General features: G+C 68.8%; 16 protein-coding genes, 5 tRNA genes and 1 riboswitch. Of the genes, 11 read left to right on the plus strand and 10 right to left on the minus strand.

Annotated elements, in window-relative coordinates; translation table 11 throughout:
- Window positions 1–8: 8 nt before the first annotated feature.
- The 4 genes from AB0B61_RS36195 (at window position 9) to AB0B61_RS36210 (ending at window position 5,372) form a co-directional block, all read left to right on the plus strand.
- Window positions 9–632: a helix-turn-helix domain-containing protein gene (locus tag AB0B61_RS36195; protein WP_358441815.1), complete on the plus strand. Its 624-nt coding sequence runs from the start codon at window positions 9–11 to the stop codon at window positions 630–632.
- Window positions 632–2,368: an ABC transporter ATP-binding protein gene (locus AB0B61_RS36200; protein WP_358441817.1), complete on the plus strand. Its 1,737-nt coding sequence runs from the start codon at window positions 632–634 to the stop codon at window positions 2,366–2,368. The genes AB0B61_RS36195 and AB0B61_RS36200 overlap by 1 nt, the downstream gene beginning before the upstream one ends.
- Window positions 2,369–2,450: 82 nt before the next feature.
- The gene (locus AB0B61_RS36205; protein WP_358441820.1) at window positions 2,451–4,403 is read left to right on the plus strand and encodes an ABC transporter ATP-binding protein; all 1,953 of its coding nucleotides are present in this window, start codon (window positions 2,451–2,453) and stop codon (window positions 4,401–4,403) included.
- A 96-nt stretch (window positions 4,404–4,499) separates the two neighbouring features.
- Window positions 4,500–5,372, plus strand: a complete 873-nt coding sequence (locus AB0B61_RS36210; protein ID WP_358441823.1) for an LLM class F420-dependent oxidoreductase — start codon at window positions 4,500–4,502, stop codon at window positions 5,370–5,372.
- On the opposite strand, the gene AB0B61_RS36215 is transcribed toward AB0B61_RS36210, so the two are convergent.
- Window positions 5,369–6,070: a TetR/AcrR family transcriptional regulator gene (locus AB0B61_RS36215; protein WP_358441826.1), complete on the minus strand. Its 702-nt coding sequence runs from the start codon at window positions 6,068–6,070 to the stop codon at window positions 5,369–5,371. The genes AB0B61_RS36210 and AB0B61_RS36215 overlap by 4 nt on opposite strands.
- A gap of 335 nt (window positions 6,071–6,405) precedes the next feature.
- Between AB0B61_RS36215 and AB0B61_RS36220 the strand changes: the two genes are divergently transcribed.
- Window positions 6,406–7,479, plus strand: coding sequence for a medium chain dehydrogenase/reductase family protein (locus AB0B61_RS36220; RefSeq protein ID WP_358441829.1), 1,074 nt, complete (start codon window positions 6,406–6,408; stop codon window positions 7,477–7,479).
- A 405-nt stretch (window positions 7,480–7,884) separates the two neighbouring features.
- On the opposite strand, the gene AB0B61_RS36225 is transcribed toward AB0B61_RS36220, so the two are convergent.
- The 9 genes from AB0B61_RS36225 to AB0B61_RS36265 all read right to left on the minus strand — a co-directional run bounded on the left by AB0B61_RS36225 (window position 7,885) and on the right by AB0B61_RS36265 (window position 12,775).
- Window positions 7,885–7,957: transfer RNA gene (locus AB0B61_RS36225), tRNA-Asn, on the minus strand.
- Window positions 7,958–7,984: 27 nt separating this feature from the next.
- Entirely contained in the window at window positions 7,985–8,230 is a 246-nt protein-coding gene (locus AB0B61_RS36230; RefSeq protein WP_358441832.1) for a helix-turn-helix transcriptional regulator, read from the minus strand.
- Window positions 8,231–8,238: 8 nt separating this feature from the next.
- Window positions 8,239–8,670 carry a DUF6879 family protein gene (locus AB0B61_RS36235; RefSeq protein WP_358441921.1) on the minus strand — a complete coding sequence of 144 codons (432 nt, stop codon included), beginning with the start codon at window positions 8,668–8,670 and terminating at the stop codon, window positions 8,239–8,241.
- A 274-nt stretch (window positions 8,671–8,944) separates the two neighbouring features.
- Window positions 8,945–9,019: transfer RNA gene (locus tag AB0B61_RS36240), tRNA-Val, on the minus strand.
- Between the two features lie 22 nt (window positions 9,020–9,041).
- Window positions 9,042–9,113 (minus strand) — tRNA-Gly (locus tag AB0B61_RS36245).
- 54 nt (window positions 9,114–9,167) lie between these two features.
- Window positions 9,168–9,238 (minus strand) — tRNA-Cys (locus AB0B61_RS36250).
- Between the two features lie 16 nt (window positions 9,239–9,254).
- Window positions 9,255–9,326 (minus strand) — tRNA-Gly (locus AB0B61_RS36255).
- 120 nt (window positions 9,327–9,446) lie between these two features.
- Window positions 9,447–12,086 (minus strand): N-acetylmuramoyl-L-alanine amidase, encoded by a 2,640-nt coding sequence (locus tag AB0B61_RS36260; RefSeq protein ID WP_358441835.1) that lies wholly within the window; start codon window positions 12,084–12,086, stop codon window positions 9,447–9,449.
- Between the two features lie 74 nt (window positions 12,087–12,160).
- Window positions 12,161–12,775 (minus strand): TetR/AcrR family transcriptional regulator, encoded by a 615-nt coding sequence (locus AB0B61_RS36265; protein ID WP_358441838.1) that lies wholly within the window; start codon window positions 12,773–12,775, stop codon window positions 12,161–12,163.
- A 56-nt stretch (window positions 12,776–12,831) separates the two neighbouring features.
- Between AB0B61_RS36265 and AB0B61_RS36270 the strand changes: the two genes are divergently transcribed.
- From AB0B61_RS36270 to AB0B61_RS36295, 6 genes are all read left to right on the plus strand, one after another.
- Window positions 12,832–13,635, plus strand: a complete 804-nt coding sequence (locus AB0B61_RS36270) for an ABC transporter ATP-binding protein (protein ID WP_358441841.1) — start codon at window positions 12,832–12,834, stop codon at window positions 13,633–13,635.
- Between the two features lie 167 nt (window positions 13,636–13,802).
- Window positions 13,803–14,513, plus strand: coding sequence for an ABC transporter permease (locus AB0B61_RS36275; protein WP_358441843.1), 711 nt, complete (start codon window positions 13,803–13,805; stop codon window positions 14,511–14,513).
- 68 nt (window positions 14,514–14,581) lie between these two features.
- Window positions 14,582–14,857, plus strand: a complete 276-nt coding sequence (locus tag AB0B61_RS36280) for a hypothetical protein (RefSeq protein ID WP_225289808.1) — start codon at window positions 14,582–14,584, stop codon at window positions 14,855–14,857.
- A 47-nt stretch (window positions 14,858–14,904) separates the two neighbouring features.
- Window positions 14,905–16,725 (plus strand): glutamine--fructose-6-phosphate transaminase (isomerizing), encoded by a 1,821-nt coding sequence (glmS, locus tag AB0B61_RS36285; RefSeq protein ID WP_357643043.1) that lies wholly within the window; start codon window positions 14,905–14,907, stop codon window positions 16,723–16,725.
- 73 nt (window positions 16,726–16,798) lie between these two features.
- Window positions 16,799–17,566, plus strand: a complete 768-nt coding sequence (locus AB0B61_RS36290; protein WP_358441846.1) for an SAM-dependent methyltransferase — start codon at window positions 16,799–16,801, stop codon at window positions 17,564–17,566.
- A gap of 106 nt (window positions 17,567–17,672) precedes the next feature.
- The gene (locus AB0B61_RS36295; RefSeq protein ID WP_358441849.1) at window positions 17,673–18,638 is read left to right on the plus strand and encodes a tripartite tricarboxylate transporter substrate-binding protein; all 966 of its coding nucleotides are present in this window, start codon (window positions 17,673–17,675) and stop codon (window positions 18,636–18,638) included.
- A 4-nt stretch (window positions 18,639–18,642) separates the two neighbouring features.
- Window positions 18,643–18,837: riboswitch (cobalamin riboswitch) on the plus strand.
- The last annotated feature ends 70 nt before the right edge of the window (window positions 18,838–18,907 follow it).

Below are 18,907 nucleotides of genomic sequence, written 5' to 3' on the forward strand. Positions count from 1 at the left end.
TCGTCCGCATGACGAAGAGGCGGAGGGTGCCGGCCATGGCGCCAGAAGAGCGTCGGGCCACACTCATCGCCGCCACGCTGCCCCTGTTGCGCGAGTACGGCACCGCGGTGAGCACTCGCCAGATCGCCGAGGCCGCGGGCGTGGCCGAGGGCACGATCTTCGGGGTCTTCCCCGACAAGGCCTCGCTGGTGCGGGCGGCGGTGATGAGCGCGTTCGACCCGAAGTCGGCGGTGGACGCGCTGACCTCCATCGGCACGCGGACCGAGCTGCGCGAGCGGCTGCGCGAGGCGGTCACGATGCTGCGGGCGGGAATGAACGCCAACGCCAACCTCATCACCGGGCCCAAGGAGATGATGGTCGACGACGTCGAGTTCCGCGAGCGGATGCTGGACAGCCGGCGTCAGATACTGGCCGCGGTCACCGCTCTGCTCGAGCCCGACCGCGCCCGGTTGCGCCGCTCTCCCGAGGCCACGGCACAGCTGCTCCTCATGTTGATCGCGGTGAGTGTGCATCGCGGTTTCGGCCAGGGCGGCGAGTTCGGCGACATGGACGACGCGGAGATCGTCTCCGTTCTGCTCGACGGGCTGCTGCTGCGGCCTTCCCCCAATCCTTCGACAGAAAGCGCTTCTTGATGCTGCTCCGTCTCTTGCGGGCACAGCTCAGGCCGTACGGGAAAGAGATCACGCTCGTCGTCCTCTTCCAGTTCGTGCAGACGCTGGCCACGCTCTATCTGCCCTCCCTCAACGCCGACATCATCGACAACGGCGTCGTCAAGGGTGACACCGGATACATCGCCCGTGTCGGGCTGGTGATGCTCGGTGTGACGCTCATCCAGATCATCTGCTCGATCGTGGCCGTCTACTACGGCGCCCGGACCTCGATGGCCCTGGGCCGGGACTTACGGGCCGCGATCTTCCATCGGGTCCAGGACTTCTCCACCCAGGAGGTCAACCGGTTCGGCCCGCCGTCCCTGATCACCCGGACCACCAACGACGTGCAGCAGATCCAGCTGCTCGTGCTGTTGACGTTCACGATGATGGTGGCCGCGCCGATCATGTGCGTCGGCGGGATCGTGCTGGCGCTGCGCCATGACGCGACGCTGTCGTCGCTGCTGCTCGTCGTACTGCCCGTACTGCTCGTCATCGTGGGCGTGATCGTGATGCGCATGCGTCCGCTCTTCCGCACGATGCAGGAGCGCATCGACCGGATCAACCAGGTGCTGCGCGAGCAGATCACCGGCATCCGGGTCATCAGGGCCTTCGTCCGCGACCGGTTCGAGCGTGAGCGTTTCGCGGTGGCCAACGACCGGCTGACCGACGTGTCGCTGCGGGTCGGGCGGCTGATGGCGCTGATGTTCCCCACGGTCATGCTGGTGGTGAACGTGTCCAGCGTCGCCGTGGTGTGGTTCGGCGGCCATCGCATCGCCGACGGGAGCATGGAGGTGGGCGCGCTGACCGCGGTCATCTCCTACCTGATGCAGATCCTCATGTCGGTGATGATGGCGATGTTCATGTTCATGATGATCCCTCGCGCCGAGGTCTGCGCCGAGCGCATCGAGGAGGTCCTCGGCACCGAGCCGACCGTCCACCCGCCGGCCACCCCCGTCGTCCCGGAGAGTCACCTCGGTGAGCTGGAGCTGCGGTCCGTGGACTTCCGCTACCCGGGCGCCGACGAGCCGGTGCTGTGCGAGGTGAGCTTCGCGGCGCGGCCGGGCCGTACGACCGCGATCATCGGCAGTACGGGCAGCGGCAAGACGACGTTGCTCAACCTCATCCCGCGCCTGTTCGACGCGACCGCCGGCGAGGTGCTGGTCGACGGCGTCAGCGTACGAGACCTCGACCCGGCCGCGCTCTCCCGGGCGGTCGGCCTGGTCCCGCAGTCGCCCTACCTCTTCTCCGGCACGATCGCCTCCAACCTGCGGTACGGCAGGCCGGACGCGACCGACGAGGAGCTGTGGCAGGCCCTTGACGTGGCGCAGGCCCGCGAGTTCGTCGAGGCGATGCCCGAGGGCCTGGACGAGCCGATCGCCCAGGGCGGCACGAACGTCTCCGGCGGCCAGCGCCAACGCCTGGCCATCGCCAGGACGCTGGTGCACCGGCCCGAGATCTACCTGTTCGACGACTCCTTCTCCGCCCTCGACTACGCCACCGACGCCCGGCTGCGGGCCGCGCTGGCCCAGGAGATCACCGACGCCACGATCGTCATCGTGGCCCAGCGGGTGAACACGATCCGCGACGCCGACCGCATCATCGTGCTCGACGACGGCCGCGTGGTCGGCAGCGGCGACCACGCCGAGCTCATGGACACCTGCCCGACCTATCGGGAGATCGTGCTGTCCCAGCTCACCGAACAGGAGGCCGCGGCATGACCGAGCTCATCGCCGTGCGCGGCACCATACACAGCACCTTGGTCATGCGACCGAGCGTTATGCGATCAAGGAAGGAGGGTTCATGACCACCCAGACGCCCGCGCGCCGCCCCACGCCCGCTTTCGGGCCAGGCCGGATGATGGCCGGACCAGCCGAGAAAGCGCACGACTTCGGCGGTTCGTTACGCCGCCTGCTGCGGCTGCTGAACCCCGAGCGCGCGCTGCTGGCCGTCATCCTGGCCCTCGGAACGGTCAGCGTCGCGCTGACCGTGACCGGCCCCAAGATCCTCGGCCACGCCACGGACCTGATCTTCTCGGGCATCATCGGCACCCAGCTGCCCGCCGGGATCACCAAGGAGCAGGCCGTGGCGGGGCTGCGCGCCAGGGGCCAGGGCACGTTCGCCGACATGGTGTCGGCGATGAGCGTGGTGCCCGGCCAGGGCATCGACTTCACCGCGCTGGCCCAGGTGCTGGGCTGGGTGCTGGCGCTCTACCTGGTGGCGGCGCTGCTCGGGATCGTGCAGTTCCGGCTGACCACGATCGTCGTACAGCGGGCGGCGTCCCGGCTGCGCGAGCAGATCGAGGCCAAGCTGGCGCGGCTGCCGCTGAGCTACTTCGACGGCCAGCCGCGCGGCGAGATCCTCAGCCGCGCCACCAACGACACCGACAACATCGCGCAGACGCTGCAGCAGACGATGAGCCAGCTCATCTCGTCGGTGCTGACGGTCGTGGGCGTGCTGGTGATGATGTTCTGGATCTCGCCGCTCCTGGCGCTCATCGCGCTGGTCACGGTGCCGCTGTCGGTCTACGTCACGACGGTCATCGGAAAGCGGTCGCAGCCGCAGTTCATCAAGCAGTGGTCCTCGACGGGCAAGCTCAACGGCCACATCGAGGAGATGTTCGGTGGGCACACGCTGGTCAAGGTGTTCGGCAGGCAGAAGGAGGTCGCCGAGACCTTCGACGAGCACAACCAGGCCCTGTTCGCCTCCAGCTTCCGCGCGCAGTTCATCTCCGGGCTCATCCAGCCGGCGATGATGTTCATCGGCAACATCAACTACGTGCTGGTCGCCGTGGTGGGCGGGCTCAACGTGGCCTCGGGCTCGATCTCGCTGGGCAACGTGCAGGCCTTCATCCAGTACTCCAGGCAGTTCAGCCAGCCGCTGACCCAGGTGGCCGGCATGGCGACCCTGGTCCAGTCGGGCGTCGCCTCGGCCGAACGGGTCTTCGAGCTGCTGGAGGCTCCGGAGCAGTCCGCGGAGCCCGCCAAGCCCGCGCGGCCCGAGCAGGTCAGGGGCCGGGTGGCAATCGAGAACGTGTCCTTCCGCTACGCGCCGGACCGGCCGCTGATCGAGAACCTGTCGCTGACCGTCGAACCCGGCCAGACCGTGGCCATCGTCGGCCCCACGGGAGCGGGCAAGACGACGCTGGTCAACCTCATCATGCGCTTCTACGAGGTGACCGGCGGCCGTATCACGCTCGACGGCGTCGACATCGCGCAGATGTCCAGAGAAGAGCTGCGCGACAACATGGGCATGGTGCTGCAGGACACCTGGCTGTTCGGCGGCACGATCGCGGAGAACATCGGCTACGGGTCGGAGGGCGCCACGCGCGAACAGATCGAGGCCGCCGCGGAGGCCGCGCACGTCGACCGCATCGCGCACACGCTGCCCGACGGCTACGACACGGTGATCGACGAGGAGGGCGCGACGGTCAGCGCGGGCGAGACACAGCTGATCACGATCGCCCGCGCGTTCCTGTCCGAGCCGGCGATCCTGATCCTGGACGAGGCCACCAGCTCGGTCGACACCCGGACCGAGGTGCTCATCCAGCGGGCGATGAACTCGCTGCGCGAGGGGCGTACCAGCTTCGTGATCGCCCACCGGCTGTCCACGATCCGCGACGCCAGCCTGATCCTGGTCATGGAGAACGGGCGGATCGTCGAGCAGGGCACGCACGCGTCGCTGCTGGCCGCGGAGGGCGCCTACGCCCGGCTGTACTCGGCCCAGTTCGGCCGGGCGGTCGCGGAGGTGGACTGACCGTCGAGGACCGGCGACTCCTGTGTCGTATTCGGGTGATCGACACCGGGTACACGATGATGTTCAGGAGTCGCCGGATCTTGACGGGAGCCACGCATGCGGATCGGTGTCGTCTTTCCCCAGACCGAGCTCGGTGCCGACGTGGGCGCCGTACGGGCCTACGGACAGCGGGCGGAGGAGCTCGGGTTCCGGCATGTGCTGGCCTATGACCACGTCGTAGGCGCCGATCCGGCGGTCCACCAGGGCTGGGACGGCCCCTACGACGTACGGACCACCTTCCACGAGCCGATGGTCATGTTCGGCTACCTCGCCGCGCTGACCTCGCTGGAGCTCGTCACGGGCATCATCATCCTGCCCCAGCGGCAGACGGCCCTGGTGGCCAAGCAGGCGGCGGAGGTCGACCTGCTCACCTCCGGCCGGTTCCGGCTGGGCGTGGGACTGGGCTGGAACCGGGTGGAGTACGAAGCCCTCGGCCAGGACTTCAGCACCCGAGGCAAGCGCGTCGACGAGCAGGTCGCGTTGCTGCGCCGGTTGTGGACCGAGCCGTCGCTCACGTTCGAGGGCACCTTCGACCGGGTGACCGGCGCGGGGCTGGCGCCGCTGCCCGTGCAGCGGCCGATCCCCGTCTGGTTCGGCGCGCAGTCGCCCCCGGCGTACCGCCGCGCCGGACGCCTGGCCGACGGCTGGTTCCCGCAGATGTCTCCGGGGCCGAAGCTCGACGAGGCCAAGGCCCTGGTCGCGGAGGCCGCCACGCAGGCGGGCCGCGACCCCGCCACGCTCGGCATGGAGGGCCGGGTCAGCTGGACGGGCGACGCGGAGGAGCTGCGCGCGGTGGCCCGGCGGTGGCAGGAGTCCGGAGCCACCCACCTCGCCATCGACACCATGCGGGCGGGGCTCCGCTCGGTCGACGAGCACCTCGCCGCACTGGAGACAGCCGCCGACGCGCTCGAGGTCCGGAAGGCCGATTAGTTCGCGCTGGGGGCCAGCTGCTGGAGGGCGCTGTCGATCTCGAGACGGATCAGCCGCTGCGCGTCGAGGGGATGGTCGTCGAGCATGCCGGTGAGTTCGAGGCTCACGATCCCGTGGACTCGGGTCCAGATGAGGATGGCGGCACTGGCGACGCGGGGACTGATGTCCGGCCGTCCCTGGATGCGAGCCCATGACCGTAGCTGCCCGTCCAGGGTCTGGTCGCCGCCGGCGCTCTCCGCCGGTGCGCTGCCCGACGTGGCGATCAGCAGGTCGATGAGCAGCGCCATCGCTTGATCCAGCGGGGTTCGGGTGCCGGCCTCGCCGGGCAGGTCGGCGGTCCGCTCGCCGAACAGCATCCCGTAGCGCCGTGGGTGTCGCAGCGCCCAGTCCCGGTACGCGGCGACCAGTAGCCGCACCCGCGTGTGCGGCGCCCGTCTGCCGCCGGCCACGGCTTGACTCATCGCCGCCAGCAGCTGCTCGTAGGCCAGGGTGGTCAGGTGCGCCACCAGCGCGTCGCGCGACGGGAAATAGCGGTAGACCGCGGGCGCGGACATCCCCATGCTTCGTGCCAGCGCCGCGATCGAGAGCGCGTGCAGGCCGTCCGCGTCGATGATCTCGAACGAGGCGTCCCTGATCTCCTGGAGCGTCTGGGTTCGCAGTCGTTCACGCCGATTCATCGCCCGCGGTTCGCTACTCATCATCGCAGTGTAACGGCCATGCGATTGCTGATGGGCAGGCATGCCTGCGACGGAGAGTAACGGACTTTACGCGTCGTGGCGCTGCTCAGACTGCTTTCCCCAGGGGCGCCGGGATCAGCGCCGCCAGCGGCACGGAAGTCATCGCCGTCAGCCCTCGTCCCTCGCCGTGGGGCCGGGGCCGTTCCGGCGGTTGGGTTGGGGCGGGTGCTGAACGCGGCCACGGCAAGTCGCTGTCAGCATCTCACTTTAGTTATAGGTTGACGCAGTTCGACGCACAGGTGCATAGTTACGGGCATTAACGGTGCGATGCACGATCGCGAACCCAGGAGTCGACTATGACAGGGACGAACCCCGCCGCCGAGGCGACGGTGACCACTACCGAGGTGGTCTTGCCGGGCAAGGTCGAAGTGTCCGGTCTGCGGCTGGTCCAGCGAGTGCTGCCGCGGCCCGCCACCGGCCAGGTCATGGTGCGCGTCGAGTCGACCGCCGTGTCGTTCGCCGAGAGCGCGATGCGCCGGGGCCGCTACTACGGCCAGCCCAAGTTCCCGTTCGTGCCCGGTTACGATCTCGTCGGCATCGTCGAAGCCGCCGGGCCCGGCGTGGATCCCGCGCTGGTCGGCCGGCGGGTCGCCGCGCTGACCAAGACCGGTGCCTGGGCCACGGCGGTCCTGCTGGCGGCCGCCGAACTGGTCGAGGTACCCGACGGGATCGCCGCCGACGAGGCGGAGACGCTGGTCGTCAACGGGACAACCGCCTACCAGATGCTGCATGGCCGGGCGAAGGTACGGGCCGGGCAGACGGTGCTCGTACTGGGTGCCAGCGGCGGGGTGGGCAGCATCCTGGTGCAACTCGCCCGGCAGGCGGGCGCGCGGGTGATCGGCACGGCCGGTCCGCGGCATCACGAGGCGCTCATGGCGCTGGGGGCGGAACCGATCGACTATCGAGACCCCGACCTGGCGGCCAGAGTGCGGCAGCTGGCCCCCAGCGGTGTGGACGCTGTGTTCGATCACCTCGGGGGCGCGAGCGTCGACCTTTCGTACCGGCTGCTCAGCCGTACGGGGACGCTAGTCTCGTACAGCATCGCGAGCAAGCTTGACGACAAGACTCCCGTGTTGCTCAGCTTCCTGGTGCTGCTGAGCAAGCTCGCGTTCTGGAACTACCTGCCCACGGGCAGGCACGCGAGCTTCTACGACATCTGGGCGGGCGCCGGCAAGCCTGGCTCGGCCAAGCGCGAGGCGTTCCTGGCGCGCCTGCGTACCGATCTCTCGCACGTCTTCGGGTTGCTGCGCGACGGGAAGCTCACCGCGAAGATCGCCGCTCGTTTCCCGCTCACCGAGGTGGCGGCGGCCATAGAGCTGTCCGAGTCCGCCAACCGCACCGCTCTCGGCAAGATCATCCTCGTTCCCTGAGCGCCGGACCGGTTGCCGCGGCACGGGAGGAAGCGGTCGGCTTCCCCATCGCCACGGGAATCGCATTGACCCGCATCATGCGCGGCTCGCCCGAGGCCGCCGGCAACGGCACCCTGTGGCCGCACCATCTGGGTGCGACGCCGGGCAGGACCAGAGCCCCCGGCTCGCGGGTCGGGGGCCTTCGCTGGGCTGCTTATTGCGGCGAACCGCGTTCGTCTTCGTGGCTGAGCCTTTACCGGCCATCCGGCAGTACTCCCTTTCATTCGTTTGAGCGGTTTGCGAACGAGGGTCGTTCCTTTATGGAACGCGAGCGAAACCTGCTGTACCTATCGTGTGCTGTTTGTGGCCCGTTGGCGGCCATAGCGCTCGTCATTGTCCGCCATGGAGTAATGCTTTAGGACTAAGCTGGCGTGCCCGGACCAGAACCAAGGACTCGCGGATTAACAATCCGCTGCTCTGCCAGTTGAGCTATGCGCTACGGTGACGGAACCAGCCGTCTGAGGTCTTACGAGAGCCAGGCCCGGAGAGTGGCCACCAGTTCGGCTAGCTGATCTTCCGCGCGGCAGTGCCGGCACCACGCCCGTAGATCGTCCTCGGAGGCGTTGCGCTTGCCGTACTCGATGCGAGAGACCTTGGAGGAGTGCCGGCCTGCCAGGGTCGCCAGCTCGACGCCTGACAGCCCGGCATCCCTGCGGATGTCTCTCAGGCGTGCACCGAGTGCCTCGCGGGCCTGCCGCGCTGGCGTAGACACTGGAGCGGTTAGGCGACGTACTGAGCGTAGGGAATGGCCCTCGCCCAGACCTGGTCTCGCGCCGTGCGGCATCGCTGAAGCAGGCCGGAATCAGAGGCCAGGGCGAAGCCTCCTGAGGAGCCGTCCGGCATGAACAAGCTGAGGACCATGGTGTCCGCGTCGAGCAGCCAGTAGTCCTCTTCTTCGGGCAAGTGGATGTCGGCGGCCTGGTGCCGGGGCCGATAGCGGATGTCCTCGCCTGCCTCGATGTTCTGCGGGTCGATGGTCATGGCCCATTTGATGTAGGCACTCAAGGGCTCGGTCACGATCCGGGTCCGCTGGATGGCGGTGCCTCGGCGGGTGGACCTCCGGGCGGGTTTCGAGGGCCTCAGGGTCTGTGATCTTCCATCCTTGCACCACGATGGTGCCCCGGTCGGTGGCGCATAGGGCCGGGGGCTGATCCCCGGACATCTCCTTGCCCAGGAAGGTCAACTTCATGATCGATACTTCCGCTGGAGCTTTGCCACACTTTGCTCGACTCCGCGACCGTCGGCCCAGGTCGGCGCAACCCTCACTCGGAGAGGCCGCTGTCGAGGGTCGGCACAACGTCAGCACCGGTGCTGACAACAACCATGATCAACCCGGAACAACAAGAAGCCCCAGACCCTCGGCATGTGCCGTGAGCTGGGGCCTTAACTCATATGTGACCAGGTCGGGCCTGATCTGCTGTGAGCCTGGTGGACGATACTGGGATTGAACCAGTGACCTCTTCCGTGTCAGGGAAGCGCTCTCCCGCTGAGCTAATCGTCCTTATCGAGTTACTTGAACTCCGAGCGGAAGACGGGATTCGAACCCGCGACCCTCACCTTGGCAAGGTGATGCTCTACCACTGAGCCACTTCCGCGTGGTGCCACACTTAACTTTAGCGGACCCGGGAGGGTCCGCTGTCCAGCGACCGAGGTGGAGACGGGATTTGAACCCGTGTAGACGGCTTTGCAGGCCGCTGCCTCGCCTCTCGGCCACTCCACCAGGAGATTGAACTCCGAGCGGAAGACGGGATTCGAACCCGCGACCCTCACCTTGGCAAGGTGATGCTCTACCACTGAGCCACTTCCGCGTGTTTCCGGCGACGTACCGGCCACGGGAAAACCATATCGCCTTCGGGGAGTGCGCGTGCGCGGCCAGCGGGTGTGCGGGTGAGATTTGGCGGGTCACGTGGCGGGTGGGGTTCAGCGGGTCAGGCAGCGGGTGGAGTTCGGTGGGTCACACGCCCGGCCGAGGGCCGGTGGGTCACATCGGTGCGTGGGTGTCGGTGGATCGGACGGGCGGGTGGGGGTCGATGGGTCACATGGGCGCGTGGGTGTTGGTGGGTCAGGTGGGCGGGTGGGGTTCGGTGGGTTATGCGGACGTCCCTGGCCATGACGAACATGACGCGGTGGCCGAACTGGATCTGGCGGTAGCGGTCCTTGCCCGTGACGGTGACGTGGTTGGCCGGGTTGAAGGAGTTCGTCGCGTGGTAGGAGCCGGGCAGCGTGAGGCCGAGCGAGTAGTACTGGCCGGGGCGGATGACGTAGTCGAGCGGGGTTGAGGGCTGGTAGGCGACGGTGCCGCGGTAGGCGGACTTTTCGGGGTATGCGCGGCCGTACACCTTGATGTGTTTTCTGCGGGGGGTGACGAGCGGGCCCCTCGCCGGGATGGCGGTGGGGGCGGCGGCGGGGTTGTAGAACCAGGCCTTGCTGCCTAGGTACCAGATGGCCGTCCAGTCGCCCTTCCGGCCCGCCACGGCGTACCGCTGGCCGGTCGAGGCGCGGGCACTGTGGTCGTAGACGCTGTACGTGCTGGGCTTGCCGACGCGTTTGCCGATGTCGTCCACGAGAGGGGCGTCCTCGCGCGGTTCTGTTCGCAGAAAGACCGCTGAGGCGCCGTGCGGGGGACAGGGGTCGGTGGACTTAGCCGATTTGGTGGGCTTGGCGGAGTTGGCGAGCTCGGTGGGGTTAGCGGGCTTGGGGGATTTGGCGAGCTTGGTGGAGTTTGCGGGCTTGGGAGGCTCGATGGGGTCGGCGGGCTCGGCGGGCTCAGCGGCGTCGTTGGCTTCGGCTTCATCTTCGGCCGGTTTGGTGGGGTTGGCGGTGCAGCCGGTGAAATGTGGTTGGTTGGTGGCGTAGGTGGGGCGGATGATGATCGAGTTGCCCTTCTTGGCCTTTCTGAGTGGGCTGCCCATCAGGTCGAAATAGTGGGCCCAGTTCCAGTACGGTCCCGGGTCCTCATGCATGGACGGGAGCGTTTCGGGGTTGGGGCCCGGGACGTTGTCGTGGCCGAGTATGTGGGCGCGGTCGAGGGGGATGTGGTGTTTGGCGGCCAGATATTTCACCAGTTTGGCTGACGAACGGTACATCGCCTCCGTGTACCAGGTGCCGCCGCTGGCCAGGTAGCCCTCGTGTTCGATGCCGATGGAGCGGGAGTTGATATCCCAGTTGCCGGCATGCCAGGCGATGTCCTTCGTACGTACGTGCTGGGCGACATGTCCGTCGCTGGAGCGGATCGTGTAGTGCCAGCTCACGTACTCCGGGTCGTTCACCATCGACGGGACGCCTTCGTAGGTGCCCTCGGTGTCGTGGATCACGATGTAGTCGATGCGTCGCGGCCCATTCAGGGTGTCGTGGTTGCCGTAGTCGTCCTTGCCGGTGCGTTTGTAGGCGGCGGGCATCCACTCGCAGGCCAGTGAGGCGGGGCATTCGACGTTCGCCGTGTTTGTGTGCGGGGTCGGGGGTGCCGGATGGCCCGTGCCGGTTCCGGGTGTCGGTGGCTGGTCTTCTGGGGCCGCAGGTTGTGCCTGGTCGGCGATGGGTTGTGCCACGTTGGGGCGGGGTTTTGTCACATCGGTCGTGGTCGTGGCCGGAGTCGGGGCTGGGTCCGGGAGCGGGAGTGGGGGCGGGTAGTTGGCGTTGGCGATTTCGGATGCCGCCGAGGAGCCTCCAGTGGTCTTCGGTGAGGTTGAGGGGTGGCCGTCCGCTCCACGTGCTGCTGCCAAATGGGTCGCGCCGGGGTCGAGTGGGGTGAGGCCCCATAGAGCGATGAGGCGGGTGGCTGGGCGGAGGGGGGCGGGTGGGCGTAGATGGGCCGGTGGGCGGAGGGTGGGGATGGCCGTGAGCCGTACCGGCTGGCCGTCGTCCGTGCGGTGGGTGGCTCCCTCGCGGATCACCGCGAACACCTCGTCGGCGAAGGCGCGGGCCGCGTTCAGGTCGGGTGCGCCCGAGTAGCGGGCGACCGCGTCGTACCAGTCGGCGGGGTTCGTGCTGGGCCGTCGCTGGTAGGACGCGAGGAGAGCGGCGCCGCCGCGGATGTTGGCGGCGGGATCGGCGCGCAGTCGCGCGGGCGTCAGTCCGGTGAGGCGCCCCGCGAGCCGCAGCGTCGCCTCCCGCGCGGACGCCCCGTCTCGCACGCGTCCAGGTACGCCCGGCGCGTCCACGAGATTCCTGCCTCCAGGTGCGCTTGGCGCGTCCACGAGGTGACTGCTTCCAGGCTCGGCGGGCGGGTCCACGAGGTGCGTGTCTTGGGTTACGGCGGGCGCGTCCACGAGGTGCGTGCCTCCAGGTGCGTCCAGTGCGTCCACGAGGTGCATGGGGCCGTAGCCGCCGGCCACGCTGGGTGATCCGCTGTTCGCGTTCCATCTGGACTCCAGGTACGACACGCCCAGCAGCACGCTCTCCGGCACTCCGAACTCCCGCGCCGCCGCCGTGAAGTCGCCCTGGCGGGTCATGTCAGCCCGATGCCCAACGCCGCCCAGGTTCGGCAGGTCCGGCAGGTCGGGCAGTCCGGGCAGTCCGGGCAGGGCGACGGTGGACGCGGTGAGACCGACGACGACCCACAGCAACATGAGGACCCCCACACAGCGGAACGGAACGCGACGGTGAAAACACCGAGCGTAACCATGTCGCCGAAAGAGATGGGTCAGGCGGGGCGGATGATACGGACGAGGTCCGCGAGGTCGGCGGCGAATTCCGCGTCCAGGTCGGCCGGCGAGTCGAGGTGGGGCATCAGTCGTTGATGCGCAGGGAAGTCCCCCCGGGCCCGGCGTGAGCGGGCGTCGTGGCCGGCCGCCGAGAACCGCCCGTTCGCCTCGGACGTCGCGAAGCCGAGCACGAACGTGCTGACCATGCGCTCGATGCGCGGCACCTCGGCGTCGGGCACCCCCGCGTCGATCAGCGCCTGGTAGATCCAGTCCACCACCCGTACCGCGTCGGGCGTGACCGAGGGCCGGGCGAACAGCAGCGGGAAGACGCCGGGATGCTCCCGGGCCAGCCTCCTGGTGGCCCATGCGAACGCGCTCAGCCGCTGGTCCCACGACTCGCCGGGCGGGCTCATCGGGAGGGTGGTCAGCAGTCGCCCGACGAGCCCGTCCAGCAGCTCATCCTTGTTGCGGAAATATCCGTAAAGGGCCATGGGTGTCAGGCCGATGCGTTCGGCGACCGCTCGCATGGTCAGGGCGTCGAGTCCGCGTTCGTCGGCGATCGCGAGGGCGGCGTCGAGGATCTCCGGTTGCCGCTCGGTCTTGAGTTTCCGCACCGCCTCAGTCTACGGTGTAGAGCAGTCTACAAGGTAGACTGGAAGGGAGTGGGGGCATGCTCAAGGCGACGGGACTCGTCAAACGCTTCAATGAGGTGGCCGCGCTGGACGGCTTCTGCCTGGAGGTGGTGCCGGGGGAGATCGCGGGTCTGGTGGGGCACAACGGCGCCGGCAAGACGACCTTCTTCGAGATCGCCTCGGGCCTCATCGGGCCCGAGGCGGGACATGTGGTGATCGACGGGCAGCTGGGGGTCGCGCCGCAGCAGCTCGCGCTCTACCCGAGCGTCACCGTCCGCGAGACCCTGCGCTTCTTCGGTGGCCTGGCCGGGCTGCGCCGCCAGGCGCTCAAGCGGGCCATCGACCGGATCGCCGAGGAGATGCTGCTGACGAACGAGCTGGACCGGCGGGTGAGCGTCCTGTCCGGCGGCCAGCAGCGCCGCACCCAGGCCGCCACCGCGCTGGTCGCCGACCCGGCCGTCCTGCTGCTCGACGAGCCGACGGTCGGCGCCGACCCCGAGACGCGAGCCGCCCTTCTCGCGGCCGTCCGCCGCCGGGCCGAGAAGGGCGCCACGGTCGTGTACGCCACCCACTACCTGCCCGAGCTGACCGAGTTGGCCGCCACGATCGCGGTCGCCAAGAGCGGCAGGGTGATCGCCAGAGGCACCGGCGAGGAACTGCTCAAGGGCCTGCCGGGCGAGGTGCGGGTGATCCTCGACGACGAGGAGTTCGTCGTCACCACGGCCGACCCCACGGCCACGCTCGCCGAGCTGCTGCGCGGCCTCGACCGGCCGGTACGCGGCATCGACATCCGCCAGCCGTCGCTCGACGACCTCTACAAGGAGCTGTCCGATGTCGCGTGACGACACGACTACAAGGAGCTGTCCGATGTCGCGTGATGATACGAGCGTCTCGATCTCTGTGACGGTCCGTCGTGGTTGAGGTCCCTTGGGAGGAGCACCCCCTTCGGGGGAGAGGAAAGAGCGGAAGGAGCCGGGCCATACCGCGTGACTCGCTTCATCGCATCGCGGTGCTGGTCGGGCACAACGTGCTCCTGCGCAGGCGCGACCCCGCCCACCTGGTCAGCTACCTGGTGATGCCGATGGTGCTCATGCTGGTCTTCAAGTCGATGCTCGGTCAGCCCGCGCAGGTGGTGACCGGGCTGCTGGTGATGTTCTCGGTGCTGTCGATGGCCGACGTGGCGACCGCCGTGCTGACCGAGCGCGTCTGGCACACCTGGGACCGGATCAGGGCGACCCGGGCGCGCGTGCCTGAGCTGATCATCGGCAAGACCCTGCCGGTCTTCGCCATCCTGGCCGTCCAGCAGGTCGTCCTGCTGGTCTACGGGGTCTTCGCGGTGGGCATGCGGCCGACGGGGCCGATCTGGCCGCTCGGGCTGGCCGTCGCCGCGTGGTGCTTCGCCCTCCTCGGTGTGGGTACGGCGCTCGCCGCGGTGGTACGCAGCCATGGCGAGCTCAGCACGCTCTGCAACATCGGCGCCCTGTCGGTCAGCGCACTGGGCGGGGCATTGGTGCCGTACGCGCTGATGCCGTCATGGGCGCAGGCCATCGCCCCGGCCTCGCCGGGCTACTGGGCGACGACCATGTTGCAGGCCGCCGTGCGCGGCGACGTGTCCGCCACGGTGGGCCCCGCGGCCGTCCTCGTCGGCCTCGGTGCGGCGGCCGGAGCCTTCGCCTGCCGCCGTCTCGGTAAAGGATGGGGTCGGTTGGCGGTGCTTTAGCTCATATCCTGCCCGATTTCGGGCAGAATATTAGCGTGTCGCATCCCAGCTGCGTAGTGTCCTCGTCTGTGTCCCTGGCACGGCATCCCTACGAAGACCTCGTCGCCCACCTCGTCAGGACCAGTGGTCTCGGTCCCGGTGAGGCGGCGCGCGTGGTGGCCGACGTGCTGTCGTACTTCTCCGAGCCGGTCGAGGAGTTCGTACGGCGGCGTCACGGGGAGTTGAAGTCTCGCGGTCTGACCAACGACGAGATCTTCCCCAGGGTCGCCGCGGAACTGCGCGGGCGCCGGGTGGCGCCGCCGGAGCTGTCGCTCCGGCAACTGCGCAGGATCGTGTACGGATAAAAGCGGACAAAACAGTAGAAAAGCCCAAAAGCAGAGGAGAGCGTCGTATGTGCGGAATCGTGGCCTATGTCGGGTCGAAGGATGCGGCGCCCATCCTGCTGGAAGGGCTGCAACGGCTGGAGTACCGAGGCTATGACTCGGCCGGCGTCGTCGTGTCCAACAAGGGGCTCAAGGTACGCAAGGTCAAAGGCCGGGTCGCCGACCTGGCGAAGGTCGTACCCCCCAGGTTCAAGGGCGCCCTCGGCATCGGTCACACGCGGTGGGCCACGCACGGCGTGCCCAGCGACGTCAACGCGCACCCGCACCTGTCGTCCGACGAGCGGATCGCGGTCGTGCACAACGGCATCATCGAGAACGCCGACGAGCTGCGCGCCAAGCTGACCGCCGACGGGGCGGAGTTCGTCTCCGAGACCGACACCGAGGTGCTCGCGCACCTGATCGCCCGCACGGTCGAGGAGACCGACACGCTGGAGGAGGCCGTACGCAAGGCGCTCAAGAGCATCGTCGGCACGTACGGCATCGCGGTCGTCGACGGTGAGCGGCCCGGCGAGGTGGTCGTGGCCCGCAACGGCAGCCCGATCGTGCTCGGCATCGGCGAGAAGGAGATGTTCGCCGCCTCCGACGTGGCCGCGCTGGTCCGCTACACCCGCCAGGTCGTGCACCTGGAGGACGGCGAGCTGGCCGTGCTCAAGGCCGACGGGTTCCACACCTTCGCCAGCGACGCGCGCGAGACCGCCAAGGAGCCGCTGACCGTCGACTGGGACGCCGGGCACTACGACACCGGCGGCTACGAGCACTACCTGCTCAAGGAGATCTCCGAGCAGCCCGACACGGTCTCGCGCACCATGAGCGGCCGGCTCGACGAGCGCTTCCACATCGCGCACCTGGGCGGCCTGAACATGGACGCCCGCGAGACCCGCTCCTTCCGCCGGGTGAAGATCATCGGCTGCGGCTCGGCCTACTACTCCGGCCAGATCGGCGCGCAGCTGATCGAGGAGCTGGCCCGCATCCCGGCCGACGCCGAGCCGGCCAGCGAGTTCCGCTACCGCAACCCGGTCGTCGACCCCGACACGCTCTACGTCGCGATCAGCCAGTCGGGGGAGACCTACGACACGCTCGCGGCCGTACAGGAGCTCAAGCGCAAGGGCGGCCGGGTCATCGGCATCGTCAACGCGGTCGGCAGCGCCATCGCCCGCGAGGTCGACGGCGGCGTCTACCTGCACGCCGGGCCCGAGGTCTCGGTCGCCTCGACCAAGGCGTTCACCTCGACGTCGCTGGCGTTCGCGCTGCTCGCGCTGCACTTCGGCCGGGTGCACGACCTCTCGCCCGCCGACGGCCGCCGCGTCTGCGAAGGCCTGCGCAGGCTGCCCGGCCAGATCGAGGAGATCCTGGCGCAGGGCGACAAGATCGCCGAGCTGGCGAAGAAGTACGCGAACTATCCGAGCATGATGTTCGTCGGCCGGGTCCGCGGTTATCCCGTGGCCCGCGAAGGCGCGCAGAAGCTCAAGGAGATCTCCTACGTGCACGCCGAGGCCTATCCGGCCAGTGAGCTCAAGCACGGGCCCCTCGCGCTCATCGGCCCCGAGATGCCGACGGTGGCCATCGTCCCCGACGACGAACTGCTCGACAAGAACCTCACCACGCTCGGCGAGATCCGCGCCCGCGGCGGCAAGGTGCTCATGGTGGGCCACCGCGAACCCGACGCCAAGCTGGCCGACGACGTCATCGTGGTGCCGAAGAACGAGATCGAGCTGGACCCGATCCTGCTCACGATCCCGCTGCAGCTGCTGGCTTACCACGCCGCCGTGGCACTCGAGCGTGATGTGGATAAGCCGCGCAATTTGGCTAAGAGCGTCACAGTCGAGTAACTGCTACGACACGGCGGCCACAATAGGCACATAGCCCGTGATAAGTGGACCGGCAGGACTTAAGATCGAAACTGTGCCCGAGTTTCATGCTCAGACGCCAAATCTCGCACGAATGTACGATTACATGCTCGGCGGCACAGACAACTACGCCGTCGACCGCGAGGCGATCGACCGGCTTGCGGCACTGATCCCGCAAGCCGTCCTGCTGGCGCGTGCCAACCGGGCCTTCCTCCAGCGTGCGGTCCGCCACCTGGCGGACGCGGGCATCCGCCAGTTCCTCGATCTGGGCAGCGGGCTGCCGACCCAGGGCAACGTGCACGAGGTGGCGCCGGAGGCGAAAGTCGTCTACGTCGACCGTGACCCGGTCGTCGCCACGCACGCCAGGGCGCTGCTGGAGGAGGCGGGCCGGGCCGTCTTCGTCCAGGCCGACCTGCTCGACCCCGACGAGGTGCTGGCACAGGCGTCCCGCTTCCTCGACCTGCACGAGCCGGTGGGCGTCCTGCTGGTCTCGATCCTGCACTTCATCCCGGACGCCCGCGACCCGGGCAAGATGGTGACCAGGCTGCGCGAGGCGGTGGCGCCCGGCAGCTACCTGGTGCTCACCCACGCGACCTCGCGGGGGCGGTTCGACGAGGGCGCCACGCCGCTGCGCCGGCCCACGCCGGCCGGGGCCGGCACCGACCGGACGCCGAGGGAGATCCGGGCGTTCTTCGGGGACTTCGCGCTGGTCGAGCCGGGCCTGGTGCACGCCCCGGACTGGCGGCCCGACCGGCCCAGGCTGGTCAGCGAGCCCTCGCTGCCGTCGTACCTGCTCGTCGGTGTGGGCGAGAAAACTTCATAGTTCTTCCCGACTTTTCGTGATCCCAGATAATCACAACCCTGATGTGTAACAGTGCGTTAAGTGTCAGTGACGTGGGGTAGTTAATGGGGTGCGAGGGGAGGACGCCATGCGCCGACGGGGGTTCTTCGCGCTCGGGCTGGCGGTGGCGGCCTGCGCGACAGGATGTGGCACGGAGGGGAGCCTCGGCGGACGTGCCGTCAGCGCGGCCGGCCTCTCGGGGCGCTTCGCGATCGTCCCCGGCGCCGGACGCTGGGCCCGCGTCACCAAAGCGCTCGTCAAGACCGCCCGCGACGCCGGTTTCCCGGTCTCCGGCACCCCGCCCGTCACCCGGATCACCGTCACCGGGCTGCCCGCGCTGGCCGCGACCGAGCTCAACAACGGGCTGTCGCTGCTCGACACCGCCACGCCGCTGGCCCGGCTCACCGGCCAGATCGAGGTGGTGGTGGTGCCCGCCCACTCCAAGTTCGCCACCTTCGACCAGTTCGGCGCGCAACTGGTCGCCCACCCCGACCGCACGCCGCTGACGGGCGGACCGCAGGGCGAGCCCGACCACCTGCTGTTCGGGCTGATCGCCAAGGGTCTCGGCGCCGACACCCGGCAGGTCGACTACACCGGCTTTCCCGGCAGCGAGGAGGCTGCGGCCGCGCTCCTGGGCGGCAAGGCCGCCGCGGCGACCGGCACGCTCGCGGACTGGCGCCGCGCCATCGGCAAGGGCCTGGTCAGGGTGCTCGCCGTCTCCAGCGCGCGCCGGGTGGACGGCATCGAGGCGCCGAGCCTGCTGGAGTGCGGGGTACGGGTGGACTTCGCCGACTGGTGCGCGGCCGTGGGGCCCGAGGGCATGTCCGACGACGGGAAGGCCATCGCCATCCGGCTCTGCGACGAGGTCACGGGGTCCGACTCGTGGCGGGCGGCCTGCCGGGCGGAGGGATGGACCTCGCTCCCGCTCAGCGGCGACGACTTCGAACAGTGGCTGGCCTCGGAGATCGGCAGGACCAGGGCGGTGCTCCGCGATCTGGGCATGCTCGACGCGGGCGACACAACATGCTGGGGTAGTTGCGCCAACGGCCACTAGATGTAGGATCCTGCTCGTCGCTGGTTCGCCCCTCGGGGCGGAGCAAAAGGGAACCCGGTGCGATTCCGGGGCTGCCCCGCAGCGGTGAGCGGGAACGACCGCCGTCACGAGCACTGGAGACTTCCGGGAAGCGACGGCCAGTAGGAAGCCTCGACCATGCCCGCGAGCCCGAAGACCTGCCGGTGACGTTGGGGGAGCCGGCCGGCTCCGCCCATCGAAGTGTCCATGGCCTCGAGGGAGGGCCGGGGGCGTCGCGGCCGGGGATTCCA

The sequence above is a fragment of the Nonomuraea sp. NPDC049158 genome, from assembly GCF_040648335.1.
Taxonomy (GTDB): domain Bacteria; phylum Actinomycetota; class Actinomycetes; order Streptosporangiales; family Streptosporangiaceae; genus Nonomuraea.

Bases quoted from the DNA above. Each gene is read 5' to 3' on its own strand.
- AB0B61_RS36195 (WP_358441815.1), top strand. From the start codon at position 9: ATGACGAAGAGGCGGAGGGTGCCGGCCATGGCGCCAGAAGAGCGTCGG.
- AB0B61_RS36200 (WP_358441817.1), top strand. From the start codon at position 632: ATGCTGCTCCGTCTCTTGCGGGCACAGCTCAGGCCGTACGGGAAAGAG.
- AB0B61_RS36205 (WP_358441820.1), top strand. From the start codon at position 2,451: ATGACCACCCAGACGCCCGCGCGCCGCCCCACGCCCGCTTTCGGGCCA.
- AB0B61_RS36210 (WP_358441823.1), top strand. From the start codon at position 4,500: ATGCGGATCGGTGTCGTCTTTCCCCAGACCGAGCTCGGTGCCGACGTG.
- AB0B61_RS36215 (WP_358441826.1), bottom strand. From the start codon at position 6,070: ATGAGTAGCGAACCGCGGGCGATGAATCGGCGTGAACGACTGCGAACC.
- AB0B61_RS36220 (WP_358441829.1), top strand. From the start codon at position 6,406: ATGACAGGGACGAACCCCGCCGCCGAGGCGACGGTGACCACTACCGAG.
- AB0B61_RS36260 (WP_358441835.1), bottom strand. From the start codon at position 12,086: ATGTTGCTGTGGGTCGTCGTCGGTCTCACCGCGTCCACCGTCGCCCTG.
- AB0B61_RS36270 (WP_358441841.1), top strand. From the start codon at position 12,832: ATGCTCAAGGCGACGGGACTCGTCAAACGCTTCAATGAGGTGGCCGCG.
- glmS (WP_357643043.1), top strand. From the start codon at position 14,905: ATGTGCGGAATCGTGGCCTATGTCGGGTCGAAGGATGCGGCGCCCATC.
- AB0B61_RS36295 (WP_358441849.1), top strand. From the start codon at position 17,673: ATGCGCCGACGGGGGTTCTTCGCGCTCGGGCTGGCGGTGGCGGCCTGC.